Here is a 15,214-nt window from a genome sequence, read left to right on the forward strand (position 1 = left end):
TTTAGATGCTTTAGAATGCGTGTTGAACCGTATATACTCAAATCATACTAATAACGATAAAACGCTCCCATTATGACCAAATTAGGCTTACGCGATTCTGTTTTAACACTGACCCTGATCCCAACGGTGATCATAGGATTACTACTTGGTGGCTATTTTACAATAAATCGTTACATTGAGCTTGATGAAATTTTATATCAGCAAGGTACTACTATTTCTGAGCCCCTTGCTATTGCGCTTGAGCAACCCATGCTCGAAAAAAACAAACAGCTATTGAATCGCCTTATAAGCTACACACATAACAAGCACTCCCCTACAATTAAGTCGATTGCAATTTTTGATAAAAATAATGCGCTATTAATGACGAGTAATTATCACCGCTCATTTGAAAAGTTAATTAATCAAAAGACGCTCATAAATTTAAAAACGACCCACGTGCAAAAGTCAGATGAGCTTGTTACATTCTTCACGCCCATTATTAACCATACAAGTCACGACTCTAAATGGGACCCATCTGCTTTTCAGTCATCTTTGGGCACCGTTATTATACAGCTAAACAAAGACCAAGCGGTTATAGGGCAGCAACGTGCTTTATTAATTAGCGGTATTGTAATTATTTTATCATTGGTGTTTGCAGCAATTTTAGCTTTAAGGTTAAGCCGCATGTTTATGACGCCGCTTAATAAGTTAGTACTTGCAACCGACAAGTTAGTCGAAGGTAAAAGAAGTACTGGCCTTAACGACAACATGATAGGTGAATTTGAGCTATTGCGAGAAGGCTTAAATACCATTGCTCACACTATGGTGATGCAAAAAGATGAAATGCAAAAAAATATTGATCAAGCAACTAGCGACTACCGTGAAACACTAGAGCAATACGAAACTTCAAATATAGAACTCTCGTTTGCAAAAAAAGAAGCTCAAGATGCTAACCGCGTAAAATCAGACTTTTTAGCTAAAATGAGTCACGAACTTCGTACTCCGTTAAATGGTGTTATTGGATTTACACGCCAGCTTTATAAAACACCACTAAACAAGCATCAAAAAGATTATCTCGACACTATTATGCTATCAGCAAATAGTTTAATGACTATTATTAGCGACATTCTAGATTTCTCCAAACTAGAAGCGGGTGCAATGGAACTTGAGTCGATTCAGTTTCAACTTCGTGATGCTGTAAATGAAGTGATGACGCTACTCGCTCCTAGCGCACACGATAAGCAATTAGAGCTATCCATTTACATTAACCAACAAGTACCAGATGACTTAACGGGCGATCCCACTCGCTTTAAACAAGTGCTGATAAACCTATTAAGTAATGCGATTAAATTTACTGAAAAAGGCTCCATTAAGGTCGACATAAGCCATCGGTTACTCGACGACGAACGCACCTCTTTACTTGTGTCAGTAACAGATACTGGCGTGGGTATACCTGTGGATAAGCAAGACTCTTTATTTACGCCATTTGGGCAAGCAGACTCAAGCATTACACGTAAGTTTGGTGGTACAGGCCTTGGCCTCATTATTACTAAGCATATTGTTGAAGCGATGAATGGCCGCATAACATTAAACTCTGCACCAGGTAACGGTACCTGTTTTACATTCAATAGTGTGTTTAGTTTGCCCAATCATGTATTTACTAACGACTTACCGACTAAATCGCTCATTGGTAAACGTATTTTGTATTTAGAGCCACACGAGCATACACATCACGCTGTACTTTCGTTATTGACTCAGTGGGAATCAAGCGTAACGGCATGTTTTAATGAGACTAGCTTTTTAGACGCTATAAAAAATACTGAACATAAATATGATGTTTGCTTAATTGGCCATATGGCATCAGTTGATGATATGCAGCAACTAAAAAGCTATGTAAAGGCCGTGCGTGAATCTACTGATTACTTATATTTAATGCTTAATACTGTATCGCACAATATGCGAGAAGCCTTTATAGGCAGCGGTGCTGATGCGTGTTTAAGTAAACCACTTAATCACCGTAAGTTATGTGAAGTACTTGCTGCACCTTACAGGCTTGACCACCCTACTCATAATATTGAACAAAACGATCAAGCTTTGCTGCAGTTAAAAGTATTAGTTGTTGATGATAACGATGCCAACTTAAAACTTCTCCATACTTTATTAAGTGAACAGATTGAAGTAATAGAAACGGCACATAATGGTTCACAAGCATACAGCTTAAGTAAAAGTCATAAATACGACATAATTTTTATGGATATTCAGATGCCAATTATGGACGGTATAACCGCATGCAAGCTTATACAAGAGTCATCACTTAATGAAGATACACCAATTATAGCTGTAACGGCACACGCCCTTCAAAGCGAAAAAGAGCAACTACTAAAAGATGGCTTTAAAGGCTATTTAACTAAGCCTATTGATGAAGATATGCTTAAACAAATTATTAGCGATCATAGTCCACAGACCCCGGTTAATCGCGATAAAGCTAAAACAGATACACCACAAAGCCCGGCTCCATTTCAAAGTAGTCGAATTGATTGGGCACAAGCCCTGCAGCGTGCTGGAGGAAAGAGCGAGTTAGCGCTAGAGATGCTTAATATGCTACTTCTAAGCGTCCCTGAAACTCTTACATTGCTTGCTAAAGCGATAGAGAGTAATGATTGTCAGCAAGTCTTAAGTATTGTCCACAAGTTTCATGGCGCATGTTGCTACACTGGTGTACCAAAACTTAAATCACTCGCAGAAACAATTGAAACATCACTTAAAAATAAATGCTTGTTAGAGAATATTGAACCTGAATTATTTGAGCTACAGGACGAGCTTGAAAACTTACTTGCTGATGCAAGCGTAACTGAGTTACAAAGATAAGCTTTGAATTTTAGATACAAAAAAACGCGGCATTAACCGCGTTTTTTTAATTAAGCTTTTTAAATACTTATGTAGAATCGTATTACATTCTTGCTTCAATCATTAATCGTTTCATATCGCGTACGGCTTTATCGAGTCCATCTATCGCTGCACGAGCAATAATAGCGTGGCCAATATTTAGCTCATAAATCTCAGGCATCGCGGCAATGGGTTTAACGTTATGGTAATGAAGACCATGGCCAGCGTTAACAATCAAACCTAAGCTTGCTGCGTATTTAACACCTTCACGAATATGCTCTAACTCTTTGTGTAAATCAGTATCATTTGTTGCATCAGCATACGCGCCTGTGTGTATTTCTACATAAGGAGCACCACATTCTTTGGCTGCATCTAGTTGTGCTTTATCTGCATCAATAAATAGCGATACTTTAATACCCGCGTCGGTAAGCGTTTTTGTTGCGGCTTTAATTTTATCTATATTACCCGCTACATCTAAGCCGCCCTCGGTGGTTAACTCTTCGCGCTTTTCAGGTACTAAACACACGTACTCGGGTTTTACTTCAAGCGCTATTTGTATCATTTCATCGGTAACAGCGGTTTCAAGATTCATGCGAGTTTGGATAGTTTTAGCCATCACATAAACGTCGCGATCTTGAATATGGCGTCTGTCTTCACGTAAGTGAATCGTAATACCGTCTGCGCCTGCATGCTCTGCTACACTGGCTGCATGGGCTGGATCTGGGTAACTTGTTCCACGCGCTTGACGAAGTGTTGCAATATGATCTACGTTTACACCCAAAAGAATATCTTTCATTTTCTTACCTGTAAAATTACGTTTATTGAGAGGCCATAAATAGCTCACGGCTTTTTAATGGTTTACTACCTAATAAGGGTTTTAATAAATAGCGACTTAATTGCTTTGCCATATATAGCACATCACTTTGGCTAAAGTCATGATTTGCTATGGCGTTGAGTTGTTTGCCACTAAATCCAGAACGCATATCTTCTTGTATTAAAAAACCAAGTTCGGGGAAATAACTATACGTCTGCTTTTCATCTATTGGTTCACCACTGGCATCAAAACTAAAATCCACGCCATAACCGAGTAATTCCAATAATTGAAATTCGTACGAGCGAAGCACTTCTTGTAAATTGGCTCCGCTGTTTAGGTTTTCTAGGTGGGATTTATATAGCTCAAATACTTGTTCAATTGGCTCATTAACAGGAACGATGCGATTAGTTAGCTCATTCAAATAAAAACCACAATAAAGCTCATCACCTTTTAAAAAGTGCGGGTTACCATGCAGTTCAAACTTATTGATATATTTTAAATCGTACTTGCCACTGTAATTAACAAGGAGTGCCTGGAACGGCTGAAGTTGTGCTTTATGTTTAGTGGCCTGGCGACCACTAATTCGGGCCAGCATTCTTAACTGGCCAACGCCTTCTACAAGCATATCTAACATTACTTGGGAGTCACTATAAGGACGCCGATGCAATAAATACGCGGTGTAGAAGTCGCTATCCATTCACTAAGCTACTGCTTGGTTTAGTCTTCACTGTAGCCTAAGCTTCTTAGTGCACGTTCATCATCAGCCCAACCCGACTTAACTTTAACCCAAAGCTCTAAAAATACTTTGTTATCAAGCATTTCTTCTATGTCTTTACGGGCTTCACGGCCAATGGTTTTTAGCTTTTCGCCTTTATTACCAATAACCATGCGTTTTTGTGTTTCGCGCTCAACAAGAATTAACCCATTGATGTGCCAAATACCGTTGTCTTGCCACTTAAACTGCTCAATTTCAACAGTCACAGAATACGGTAGCTCTTCACCCATAAAACGCATTAGCTTTTCACGAATAACTTCAGCTGCCATAAAGCGCATCGAACGGTCAGTTACATAATCTTCAGGAAAGTAAAATTCGCAAGGAGGTAAGCGTTTAGTTACTTCTGCTTTGATCAAATCAACGTTTTTACCTTGCGTTGCTGATACTGGCATAATTCCAACAAAATCAAACTTGTCACTTAACCACTTCATATGAGGCAATACAAGATCACGGTCTTTAACTTGGTCAATTTTATTAATAACCAATAATACAGGCTTACCACTTTGCGATACTTTATTAAGTACCATATCGTCATCTGCATTCCAATGAGTGCCTTCAACGACAAAAATAATAAGCTCTACATCGCCGATAGAACTAGACGCAGCTCGATTCATTAGACGGTTAATAGCACGCTTTTCTTCAACGTGTAGACCCGGTGTATCTATGTATACCGCTTGGTGTTTATCTACGGTATGAATACCCATAATACGATGACGTGTAGTTTGTGGTTTACGTGAGGTAATACTCACTTTTTGCTCAATGATTTCATTAAGCAAAGTCGATTTACCTACGTTTGGTCGACCGACAATCGCCACCATTCCACAAAATGTATCTACATCACGTTCATGAGGCTGTATTAAGGTATCAAGGTTCATTTTTAAGTATCTTCAATGCTTTTTCGGCAGCTTTTTGTTCGGCCTTACGGCGCGAGCTACCAACAGAAATTATGCTATCCATTCCATCAACAATACATTCAACCGTGAATGTTTGATTGTGTGCTTGGCCTTGTGTATCAACCACTGTGTAGCCCGGTAACGATAATTTACGGGCTTGTAAATACTCTTGCAGCAGGGTTTTAGGATCTTTCTGGTTAAGCCCTGGTGAAATAGCATCCAAACGTGATTGGTACCACGCCAATATAAGATCGCCACAACTGTCGATACCTGAATCTAAAAATGCAGCGCCTATAATAGCTTCTACTGCATCAGCAAGCGTTGACTCGCGACGAAAACCGCCACTTTTAAGCTCGCCCGGCCCTAAGCGTAAATAATCGCCTAGACCAAATTCAAGACCAAACTCAGCAAGTGTTTGACCACGCACAAGTGTTGAACGCATGCGACTTAAATCGCCTTCACGCGCTTTAGGGAATTTGGCATAAAGTGCATTGGCAATCACAAAGCTTAAAATCGAGTCGCCTAAAAATTCTAGTCGCTCATTATGTTGGCCTTTGTGGCTGCGGTGCGTCATTGCTTGTTCAAGTAAACCTTGATCAGCGAATTCATAGCCAATTTTTTTATATAATTCTGTTACATTTTTTTTCATCGTTACTGAATATTACCTAGGCGTTCAAAGCGAACACCAGTTGGAACCCATCCTGGTAAAATATCATCAGGGCCATTCTCAAATTCAAAACTCATCCATATAAAGACAGCTTTACCCACCAAGTTTTCTTTTGGTACAAAGCCCCAAAAGCGACCATCTTGGCTGTTGTCGCGGTTATCACCCATCATAAAATAATGATCAGCAGGAACAGTCCATTCATCAGAAGGCGTGCCCGGTTGCTGATAGTAACGCCCTTTTCTTTCAGGCGCTTGTGGGTTGATTAATATATCATGCGTAACTGTTGTTAAATTTTCATTCACACGAGCTAGAGGCATTGGGCCTTGTTTAAATTCGTTATCATTAATTAGTTTAAAATCAATTTTATTGAATTCATTACATAAAAGCTCACCCTGTTGGGTTTCGCCTTCTTTACAGTTTGGCTGAATATATAAACGTTTATCACGATAAACAATTTTATCGCCAGGTAAACCAATCGTACGTTTAATATAGTCAACACTTTCATCTAAAGGGTATTTAAAAACAACAATATCACCACGTTCAGGCTCACCGACATCAACTAACTGAGTGCGCCAAACTGGGTCTTTTATTCCATATGAATACTTTTGTACTAAAATAAAGTCACCCACTAACAGTGTAGGCATCATTGAACCAGATGGAATTTGAAACGGTTCAAAAATAAATGATCTAAAAATAGTAATTGCTGCAATCATCGGGAAAATCGACTTTGCTGTTTCTGTTAGTACTGGTTCTGGTGCAATTAATGCCGCAGTTTCTTCATCTAACGGAGCTCCAGCAGACGTTTGCGCTATCGCTAAGCGCTCCTGTCTTTTAGGTGCATACATTAAGTGATCTATTAACCATATTAAGCCTGAGCCTAAGGTTAATAGCACCAACAAAACTGAAAAATAACCAGCCATTTATAATCCTTTGTTTTTATTTACCAACTTTTAAAATAGCTAAAAACGCTTCTTGAGGCACTTCAACATTACCTACTTGCTTCATACGTTTTTTACCATCTTTTTGCTTTTTAAGTAGCTTTTTCTTACGACTCACATCGCCACCGTAACACTTAGCAATTACGTTTTTACGTAACTGTTTTACCGTAGTACGTGCAATAACGTGTTGTCCAATAGCTGCTTGAATCGCAATATCAAACATTTGACGAGGAATAAGCTCTTTTAATGCATCAGCTAATTGACGACCACGAGACTGAGCACCATCACGGTGAACAATAATCGCAAGTGCGTCAACACGCTCACTATTGATTAAAATATCAACACGCACCATATCTGATGTTTGAAAGTGTTTAAAGTTATAATCAAGCGATGCAAAACCACGGCTTGTTGATTTTAATTTATCAAAAAAGTCCATTACCACTTCAGCCATAGGTAGCTCATACGTAACAGCTACTTGCTTTCCGTGATAGGTCATTTTTGTTTGGCTACCGCGTTTTTCAATACACAAAGTAATAACATTACCTAAGTATTCTTGTGGTACCAAAATATTAGCTTCAACAATCGGCTCACGAATTTCTAAAATATCGTTTACTGCAGGTAAATCAGACGGGTTATCAATCTGGAATGTACCTTCTTTAGTAACTATCTCATAGATTACCGTAGGTGCCGTTGTAATTAAATCAATATCGTATTCACGCTCTAAACGCTCTTGAATGATTTCCATGTGTAGCATACCTAAAAAGCCACAGCGGAAACCAAAACCTAATGCAGTTGAATTCTCTGGTTCAAAGAATAACGACGCATCGTTTAAGCTTAATTTATTAAGCGCATCACGGAATGATTCATACTCATCTGATGCAATTGGGAACATACCGGCGTAAACCTGAGGCTTAATTTTTTGAAAACCAGGTAAACGAAGTGGAGCCGCATTTTTTTGATGAGTTATAGTATCGCCTACTGGCGCACCATGTATCTCTTTGATGCCAGCAATAACAAACCCTACTTCACCGGTTCTTAAAATACCGGTGTTAGTTTGCTTAGGTGTAAACACACCCACTTGGTCGGCTGTATGTATATGCTCATTCGACATTATTTTTATTTTGTCGCCAGTGCGTAATTCACCGTGCTTAATACGCACTAATGATACAACGCCTTGGTATGGGTCAAACCAAGAATCGATAATAAGTGCTTGTAGAGGTCCATCTGTATCGCCTACTGGCGGCGGAACATCTCTAACAATCATTTCAAGAACTTCGGCAATACCTACACCCGTTTTAGCGCTACATTGCACTGCATCAAGGGCATCAATACCAATAATTTCTTCAATTTCTTCTGCAACGCGCAAAGGATCCGCTTGCGGTAAATCGATTTTGTTAAGTACTGGAATTACTTCTAATTCCATTTCAATAGCGGTGTAACAGTTAGCTAATGTTTGTGCTTCAACGCCTTGGCCTGCATCGACAACGAGTAGTGCACCTTCACATGCAGCTAAAGAACGCGATACTTCATATGTAAAATCAACGTGTCCTGGAGTATCAATGAAATTAAGTTGATAAGTTTCGCCATCGTTCGCTTTGTAATTCAACGTTACACTTTGCGCTTTAATGGTAATACCACGTTCGCGCTCAATATCCATTGAATCCAAAACTTGTTTTTGCATTTCACGGTCGGTTAAACCGCCACAAACTTGGATCAAACGATCTGAAAGGGTCGATTTACCATGGTCAATATGGGCGATGATCGAAAAATTACGGATATGCTTCATAAACTGGATTCTATACTTCTATTTTAATGGACTAAATATGAATACCTAAGTGACTTGAAAATACTTGCTGTAGGATGCCATAAGCTCAGTTTGTAAATTACAAACATCACGAATGCTTTTTAATATTGATTAAAACCATTTTATTTATTGAATAACAATAAGTTAAATTTATTTAACTTACATAATTCAGCTAGATAAAATAATTTAAAAAACCACTATTCCCTGTATTTCCAAGTTACTTTGGTATAAAACGGCAATTTTACATTTAATTGGCGTCAATCACCATCTATTTGAGTTAAAGGGATACTAATTGGGTGAATTTTTATAACTTTTATATCGTGCTTTAGCGATTTCACGCGAGTTTTAGCTATAAAGAAACCAGTAACACCACCTAAAGCTGCAGCTAAAATTTGCCAACCTTCGGAAGACATAAATAATTGCGCTGCAATCAGTGCAAAAACCAGACTTAAAAGCAGTGGTAGCATGTATACCGCAAATGCATGCTTAACGACGTGACTATCATCAAGTGACAAGGTTACCTTTTGTCCTACTTCAACAGAGGATTCAAATTTATAAGGGAAGGTTTTTTTTGCAGTGCCAAACAGCTTACCAAACACTTGTGAGCCGCAACGACCATTGCAGCCTTCACAAGCTTGTTTTTGTTGTGCTTCTAAATGAGCAATGTGGCCATCGAGGGCCACAACAGTGAGGGTTTGTTCAATCATAACAATCCTTACGAATCGTTTATAATGCGCGGGTAACTGACTCAGCAATCGCTTTTGCGGTCATACTCGGTACATTACCAACAACCGATACATCAAAATTACCGCCATTATGCACATATACTGTCGTTGCACCAGAGGTTAGTGCACCACTTAAACGCTTACCCGGTAATGGACGCTGAATAAATACCGAAATTTCAACAAAACCATCAGAGAACAAGTAATAGTCTGTTAATTCGTTATTTAAATCGAGCTTATGTCTGTCTGATTTTAGTAATTCAAAGCCATCCGGTAACCAACTAATTTGCCAGTTAGTAGCTGTACTGTCTTCGTTTATAAGTGCATCGTTTGGTAAAGGCGTTGGAAAGTTTCGATTGAGCACTTCAAGTAACATACCTGCTGGCTGCTCTGTCACACTAATGTGAGTAAGCTGTAACTGCTCTAAGGCCTCACCTTCATGGTTAACGTACGCGGCTTTTAGTAATAACGACGATTCCATATCCAGCCAAATCCAATAATTATATTTATACTCGTCTTTAGATTCTATGCGAACTAGTTGAGCAGCACGCCCTGCAATACGACCTTTCCCGCCTAATACAAAATCATAGTGCGCGCTTAAGCGATCTATATCTTTAAAAAGCACTTCAGGAATTGGACCCGCTATTGAATCTGTTTTTAGGGAGTATGGTTCAGACTGAGGTTCAAAATAAGTAACTTGGTTGTCAATACGGACCATTTCAAGCCCAGCACCGTTAAGTAAACTTAAATGCTCAAGTTCTGTGTCACCTTGTAAAGCATGCACCCATCGGTAGGGCTCCATTGTTTTACCTTTGACAACCACAAACGAAGCGTCAAAATTACGGGTGTGAACGGCATTAGCCATTTTTAGTAATAAATCTTTGGCAGGATTTGTGTCGTTGGCAAATGCATTAAAGCTTACTACCAACGACAGAACAAAAGTGATTACTTTCATTTAATTAGTTTTTTTCCTCAGACGCTTTGGTATTAGTTTGCGCTGTTTCTAAAGAATTCGCAACTCGTGCTTGGCGTTGATGCTCAAGGACTAATGCACCAATACGTTGTTGCTGTAATTCACGTAAACCTTGCTCTGCATTTTCAAGCGCAGGCTCAGATGAGTAACTTACTGGCGACGCCATACCTGTCAGCGGTGTGGTTTGTAGTAATGGAATTTCGCTTTGTTGCTCGTTGTTACTTTGAGGAAGCGTATTAACGCCCACAATAGCAAACATTGCCACACTGGCTGCAATTGCTAGTTGAGCAACTGGCTTGCGCCAATTAAAAGCCACTACTTTATTATCTTGTACCGTCTCAGTGATTGCTTGAGGCTGTGTTTTTGACTGACTAAAGTCAGCATAAACAGGCTCGCTTTCTAGTGCTAATGCAACGCGATCGCTAATATCAATATGTATGTCGTTATTATTTTTTTGAGCACGCATCGCATCACCAATTAACGCATAACGGCCAAACGTAGTTACATCTTGCTCTGCAATTTTTGCATCAGTCAGATGTTGCTCGCCATCAAGTAATGCCGATAACGCTTCGTTATCTAACTTGTTAAGGTGTGCTTTTGTCATACTAAGACTCGCCTATTAATGGGTTTAATTTGTTATCTATTGCTTCACGGGCACGAAATATACGCGAACGCACAGTCCCGACCGGGCAATCCATTACCACTGCTATTTCTTCATAGCTCATCCCTTCGATTTCTCTAAGGGTGATTGCGGTTTTAAGATCTTCAGGCAAACTATCAATCGTATTAAAAATAACAGCGCGTACTTCTTCGCTTAAAAGTAGGTTTTCAGGAGATGCATTAGATCGCATTGAATCTGCACAATCATAAAACTCGGCATCTTCAGCGTCTATATCATTTGCTGGCGGCTTACGCCCCTGGGCTACTAAGTAATTTTTAGCACAATTAACGGCAATACGGTATAACCACGTGTAAAAGGCGCTGTCACCTCTAAAGTTTGGAAGTGCACGGTAAGCTTTAATAAAAGCCTCTTGTGCTACATCAGCAATATCGCCTTGGTTTGATACATAACGTGAGATCAAACCTGCAATTTTGTTTTGATACTTCTTTACTAATAGGTTGAAGGCGTTTTTATCTCCTTGCTGGACCCTTTTTACTAGCACTAAATCTAATTCCTGCTCGCTCATTCGAGCCGGTACTCCTATGTCTGATTTTTGCTTGTTATTCATATTGTCGTCATTGTTCACAAATACTCTGACCTCTTTATGAATAAAAAGTTCTGCTTAATATTATTTTTTTATAAAATAGATGATAAATAACGGCGCTAAGCCTTTAAAATCACTACGTAGTAGTATGACAAATATGGTACAACTACAGATATTAAAAACAAATATTGCTCTATACGAGCATTGTAACCGCAAAGTACCTCTGACATGAACCAAAATAAACATCACATTGCAGATGTCGCTATTATAGGTAGCGGCGCAGCAGGCTTATCACTTGCATTATCTCTAGCTAATTATTGTAACGTTACCGTGATCAGTAAAGGAGCGCTTACAGAAGGTTCTACTTTATATGCTCAAGGTGGTATAGCAGCTGTATTTGATAAACAAAACGACAGCATAGAATCTCATGTTGAAGATACACTCGATGCGGGCGGCGGTTTATGCGACAGAGACGCTGTTCATTATACTGCCAGCAATGCTCACGATTGCCTACAGTGGTTAATCGACCAAGGTGTTCCCTTTGATATGGAGTTTGATAGCAAAGGAAAAGAGCGTTTTCATTTAACACGTGAAGGCGGTCACAGCCATCGTCGTATTTTGCATGCAGCCGATGCTACTGGCAAAGCTGTGCAAACCACGCTTATTAGCCAAGTTAAAATTCATAAGAATATAACGCTTTTAGAGCAATACAATGCTATTGATTTAATTACAGATAAAAGCGCCGGAAAAACAGGCTCACACATTGAAGGTATGTATGTGTGGAACAAAAAAGCTAAAAAGGTAGAAACCATTTCAGCTAAATTTGTTGCTCTTGCCACTGGTGGCGCAAGCAAAGTGTATTTGTATACATCTAATCCAGATGTATCAAGTGGTGATGGCATTGCAATGGCATGGCGCGCAGGCTGTAAAGTTGCCAATATGGAATTTAATCAATTTCATCCAACGAGCCTTTATCATCCAGAGCTACAAAACTTTTTAATTACAGAAGCTATGCGCGGTGAAGGGGCTTATTTAAAACGACCTGATGGCACTCGTTTTATGAAAGATTTTGACAGTCGTGAAGAACTTGCTCCACGCGATATAGTGGCACGCGCAATCGATTTTGAAATGAAGCGTTTAGGTGCTAATTGTGTTTATTTAGATATTAGCCACAAAGATAAAGACTTTATTATTGAGCACTTTCCTACTATTTACGCAAAATGCCTAAGTGTAGGGCTTGATATAACAAAAGAAGCAATCCCAGTTGTACCTGCTGCGCATTACACTTGTGGTGGCGTAATGACCGACTTTAACGGTAAAACAGATCTTGATAACTTGTATGCTGTTGGCGAAGTCGCTTACACAGGCCTACATGGTGCAAACCGTATGGCAAGTAATTCATTATTGGAATGTATTGTATTTGCCCACGCTGCAGCTAAAGATATTTTAAGTAAAATTGAACATGCACCAGAGCCAATGGCTCTACCTCATTGGGATGAAAGCCGTGTTAGTAACTCTGATGAAGAAATTGTTATTACCCATAACTGGCATGAACTACGTTTATTTATGTGGGATTATGTAGGTATTGTACGCTCTACTAAACGCTTAGAACGTGCACTGCATAGGGTTGAGTTGCTGCAGCAAGAAATACACGATTATTATGCAAACTTTAGAGTAAGTAATAACTTGCTTGAGCTTCGTAACTTAGTACAAGTGTCAGAACTCATTATTAGAAGTGCAATGGAGCGAAAAGAAAGCAGAGGCCTGCATTATACTATTGATTACCCTGAACAAAATGAAAATCCAACACCGACTATTTTGACTCCAAAACGCAATTAATCGCGCTTAAAGTAGCACGTTTTAGACGCGCATAGCTTTGTTCATTAACACCATTGGCTGAAATTATAAGCCAATGGTTGTTACTAAAACCTTTAATATGTAGCCATATATTATTGCCATAAAAACGGCTTTTTTTACTAATTTCACCCTGAATTTTTAAACCCTCGCCCTCAAACCTAAATAGCTTGGGTTCTAGAATTATAACGCCATGGTTTGGATGAATTGCCAACACTTTTTGCCACACTAAAAAGCCAGCTAATATATTAATTATCAAACAAAAAAGCATAGCTAGTAGCGAATCTAAAAATAAACATAATATTAAACTGAGCATGCAAAAAAAGACCACAATAGATTTGTGGTCAGCGTTATTATTAGTAACTGTAAACCTATACACGAACTCGGTCTAAGATCAGCGAAACCATACCGTTTAACTGCGTATCTTTACATTCTTGATGACCCATAAACCATGCAAATAAGTCAGGGTCTTCTTCTGTTAGCAAACGCTGAAAGATAGCCTGTTGCTCTGCGCTCAAAGAGTCGTATGCTTCTTCAACAAACGGCATAAACAAAACATCAAGCTCTAACATGCCACGACGGCAAGCCCAACGAATACGTGCTTTACTATGAATTTCAACCATTTTAAACCTCATACTTAATTGACTCGAGTTTAACAAACACAAGCCTATTTAGCAGCTATTAATCTCTCATTAAAGAATAAACCCGCACCAATAAGCGCTTGTCTGTACCATACGTAACAACTGCGTTATTATGTCACTTCATTTATATTGCAAAGAAGGTTTTTATGTCGAGCGTTTATGCATGTCCGTTATCTCATCAACTTATTAGCCTCTGCGGTGCTGATAAATTATCTTATTTACACGGGCAAATCACTCAAGATCTAAATAAATTAACCAGCAGTAATTATTTGTGGGCTGGCCATTGCAGCGCTAAAGGTAAACTTTGGGGCGTATTTAAATTATTTTCTTATCAAGACAGCTACTACCTTACAGGCAGCGAAAACGAAGTAGAAAAATCGTTAGCTGAGCTAAAAAAGTATGCCGTATTTGCAAAAGTTGACATTAGTGCATGTTCAAAGCGATTAATTGGTCTCATTGGTGATGATTTATCGGGTGTACTCGCACAACTTGATATTAACTTTGAAGGTGATGCGAGCGCGTGTGACTTTGAAAGCGGTAAAGCACTAAAATTAGCTGATAACCGTGTTTTATTGATGGTCGATAGCCAGTTTAGTATGCCTGATGACGTATCTACACTTGATAACGAAGCTCCTTGGCAACAAGCATCTATGCTTGCAGGTGAACCTCAGTTAAGTGCAGATGCAATTGGCGAGTATGTTCCTCAAATGGTAAACCTACATGCTATTGGCGGTATAAGCTTTAAAAAAGGGTGTTATACCGGCCAAGAAACGGTAGCCCGTATGAAGTACCTAGGTAAAAATAAGCGTGCAATGTATATAGTTTCGGGGCAAAGCGAAGGGATACTTTCAGAACCTGACTTAGAAACCCAATTAGGCGAAAATTGGCGCCGTGCGGGTAAACTTATTACACAAAGCTTTAATGAACAAACAAATAAATTAACAGGCCTCGTTGTGTTGCCAAACGATACTGATGTAACTCAGGTACTTCGTGCAAAACACACACCTCAGGTGGAGCTAAGCATTCTGCCTCTACCCTACTCTCTTGAAGATGAATAAATAGG

15 protein-coding genes are annotated in these 15,214 nt (G+C 39.2%); 3 read left to right on the forward strand and 12 right to left on the reverse strand.

Annotated features, from left to right (window positions below; all coding sequences use genetic code 11):
• Positions 1-72: 72 nt before the first annotated feature.
• Positions 73-2,847, forward strand: a complete 2,775-nt coding sequence (gene barA, locus GQR45_RS16215) for a two-component sensor histidine kinase BarA (protein ID WP_165726495.1) — start codon at positions 73-75, stop codon at positions 2,845-2,847.
• A gap of 82 nt (positions 2,848-2,929) precedes the next feature.
• Here barA and pdxJ read toward each other — a convergent pair whose 3' ends face one another.
• The 10 genes from pdxJ to rpoE form a co-directional block, all read right to left on the reverse strand.
• Complete coding sequence (pdxJ, locus tag GQR45_RS16220) at positions 2,930-3,661, reverse strand: pyridoxine 5'-phosphate synthase (RefSeq protein ID WP_007581734.1); 732 nt, start codon at positions 3,659-3,661, stop codon at positions 2,930-2,932.
• A 22-nt stretch (positions 3,662-3,683) separates the two neighbouring features.
• Positions 3,684-4,376 (reverse strand): DNA repair protein RecO, encoded by a 693-nt coding sequence (recO, locus tag GQR45_RS16225; RefSeq protein WP_165726496.1) that lies wholly within the window; start codon positions 4,374-4,376, stop codon positions 3,684-3,686.
• Positions 4,377-4,396: 20 nt separating this feature from the next.
• Entirely contained in the window at positions 4,397-5,329 is a 933-nt protein-coding gene (gene era, locus GQR45_RS16230) for a GTPase Era (protein ID WP_007581730.1), read from the reverse strand.
• On the reverse strand, positions 5,319-5,996 hold the full coding sequence (rnc, locus tag GQR45_RS16235) for a ribonuclease III (RefSeq protein ID WP_007581728.1): 678 nt from the start codon (positions 5,994-5,996) through the stop codon (positions 5,319-5,321). Before rnc ends, era begins: the two co-directional genes overlap by 11 nt.
• 2 nt (positions 5,997-5,998) lie before the next feature.
• Positions 5,999-6,934 carry a signal peptidase I gene (gene lepB, locus GQR45_RS16240; RefSeq protein WP_024589998.1) on the reverse strand — a complete coding sequence of 312 codons (936 nt, stop codon included), beginning with the start codon at positions 6,932-6,934 and terminating at the stop codon, positions 5,999-6,001.
• Positions 6,935-6,950: 16 nt separating this feature from the next.
• The gene (gene lepA / locus GQR45_RS16245; RefSeq protein WP_007581724.1) at positions 6,951-8,738 is read right to left on the reverse strand and encodes a translation elongation factor 4; all 1,788 of its coding nucleotides are present in this window, start codon (positions 8,736-8,738) and stop codon (positions 6,951-6,953) included.
• A gap of 275 nt (positions 8,739-9,013) precedes the next feature.
• Complete coding sequence (locus GQR45_RS16250) at positions 9,014-9,463, reverse strand: SoxR reducing system RseC family protein (RefSeq protein WP_024609022.1); 450 nt, start codon at positions 9,461-9,463, stop codon at positions 9,014-9,016.
• 19 nt (positions 9,464-9,482) lie between these two features.
• Positions 9,483-10,433, reverse strand: coding sequence for a MucB/RseB C-terminal domain-containing protein (locus GQR45_RS16255; RefSeq protein ID WP_007581719.1), 951 nt, complete (start codon positions 10,431-10,433; stop codon positions 9,483-9,485).
• Positions 10,434-10,437: 4 nt separating this feature from the next.
• Complete coding sequence (locus GQR45_RS16260; RefSeq protein WP_007581717.1) at positions 10,438-11,055, reverse strand: RseA family anti-sigma factor; 618 nt, start codon at positions 11,053-11,055, stop codon at positions 10,438-10,440.
• A 1-nt stretch (position 11,056) separates the two neighbouring features.
• Positions 11,057-11,638, reverse strand: coding sequence for an RNA polymerase sigma factor RpoE (gene rpoE, locus GQR45_RS16265; protein ID WP_002958721.1), 582 nt, complete (start codon positions 11,636-11,638; stop codon positions 11,057-11,059).
• 246 nt (positions 11,639-11,884) lie between these two features.
• Here rpoE and nadB point away from each other — a divergent pair, with 246 nt between their 5' ends.
• Positions 11,885-13,495, forward strand: coding sequence for an L-aspartate oxidase (gene nadB / locus GQR45_RS16270; RefSeq protein WP_007581714.1), 1,611 nt, complete (start codon positions 11,885-11,887; stop codon positions 13,493-13,495).
• On the opposite strand, the gene GQR45_RS21410 is transcribed toward nadB, so the two are convergent.
• Positions 13,470-13,826 (reverse strand): hypothetical protein, encoded by a 357-nt coding sequence (locus tag GQR45_RS21410; protein ID WP_007581712.1) that lies wholly within the window; start codon positions 13,824-13,826, stop codon positions 13,470-13,472. The two genes, nadB and GQR45_RS21410, sit on opposite strands and share 26 nt — an antisense overlap.
• Before the next feature lie 55 nt (positions 13,827-13,881).
• Positions 13,882-14,133 carry a succinate dehydrogenase assembly factor 2 gene (locus GQR45_RS16275; RefSeq protein WP_165726497.1) on the reverse strand — a complete coding sequence of 84 codons (252 nt, stop codon included), beginning with the start codon at positions 14,131-14,133 and terminating at the stop codon, positions 13,882-13,884.
• Positions 14,134-14,297: 164 nt separating this feature from the next.
• Here GQR45_RS16275 and GQR45_RS16280 point away from each other — a divergent pair, with 164 nt between their 5' ends.
• Positions 14,298-15,209: a folate-binding protein YgfZ gene (locus GQR45_RS16280; RefSeq protein ID WP_165726498.1), complete on the forward strand. Its 912-nt coding sequence runs from the start codon at positions 14,298-14,300 to the stop codon at positions 15,207-15,209.
• Positions 15,210-15,214 lie beyond the last annotated feature (5 nt).

This window comes from Pseudoalteromonas sp. SA25, from assembly GCF_011378705.1.
Classification (GTDB): domain Bacteria; phylum Pseudomonadota; class Gammaproteobacteria; order Enterobacterales; family Alteromonadaceae; genus Pseudoalteromonas; species Pseudoalteromonas arctica.

Bases quoted from the DNA above. Each gene is read 5' to 3' on its own strand.
- barA (WP_165726495.1), top strand. From the start codon at position 73: ATGACCAAATTAGGCTTACGCGATTCTGTTTTAACACTGACCCTGATC.
- pdxJ (WP_007581734.1), bottom strand. From the start codon at position 3,661: ATGAAAGATATTCTTTTGGGTGTAAACGTAGATCATATTGCAACACTT.
- recO (WP_165726496.1), bottom strand. From the start codon at position 4,376: ATGGATAGCGACTTCTACACCGCGTATTTATTGCATCGGCGTCCTTAT.
- era (WP_007581730.1), bottom strand. From the start codon at position 5,329: ATGAACCTTGATACCTTAATACAGCCTCATGAACGTGATGTAGATACA.
- rnc (WP_007581728.1), bottom strand. From the start codon at position 5,996: ATGAAAAAAAATGTAACAGAATTATATAAAAAAATTGGCTATGAATTC.
- lepB (WP_024589998.1), bottom strand. From the start codon at position 6,934: ATGGCTGGTTATTTTTCAGTTTTGTTGGTGCTATTAACCTTAGGCTCA.
- lepA (WP_007581724.1), bottom strand. From the start codon at position 8,738: ATGAAGCATATCCGTAATTTTTCGATCATCGCCCATATTGACCATGGT.
- GQR45_RS16250 (WP_024609022.1), bottom strand. From the start codon at position 9,463: ATGATTGAACAAACCCTCACTGTTGTGGCCCTCGATGGCCACATTGCT.
- GQR45_RS16255 (WP_007581719.1), bottom strand. From the start codon at position 10,433: ATGAAAGTAATCACTTTTGTTCTGTCGTTGGTAGTAAGCTTTAATGCA.
- GQR45_RS16260 (WP_007581717.1), bottom strand. From the start codon at position 11,055: ATGACAAAAGCACACCTTAACAAGTTAGATAACGAAGCGTTATCGGCA.
- rpoE (WP_002958721.1), bottom strand. From the start codon at position 11,638: ATGAGCGAGCAGGAATTAGATTTAGTGCTAGTAAAAAGGGTCCAGCAA.
- nadB (WP_007581714.1), top strand. From the start codon at position 11,885: ATGAACCAAAATAAACATCACATTGCAGATGTCGCTATTATAGGTAGC.
- GQR45_RS21410 (WP_007581712.1), bottom strand. From the start codon at position 13,826: ATGCTCAGTTTAATATTATGTTTATTTTTAGATTCGCTACTAGCTATG.
- GQR45_RS16275 (WP_165726497.1), bottom strand. From the start codon at position 14,133: ATGGTTGAAATTCATAGTAAAGCACGTATTCGTTGGGCTTGCCGTCGT.
- GQR45_RS16280 (WP_165726498.1), top strand. From the start codon at position 14,298: ATGTCGAGCGTTTATGCATGTCCGTTATCTCATCAACTTATTAGCCTC.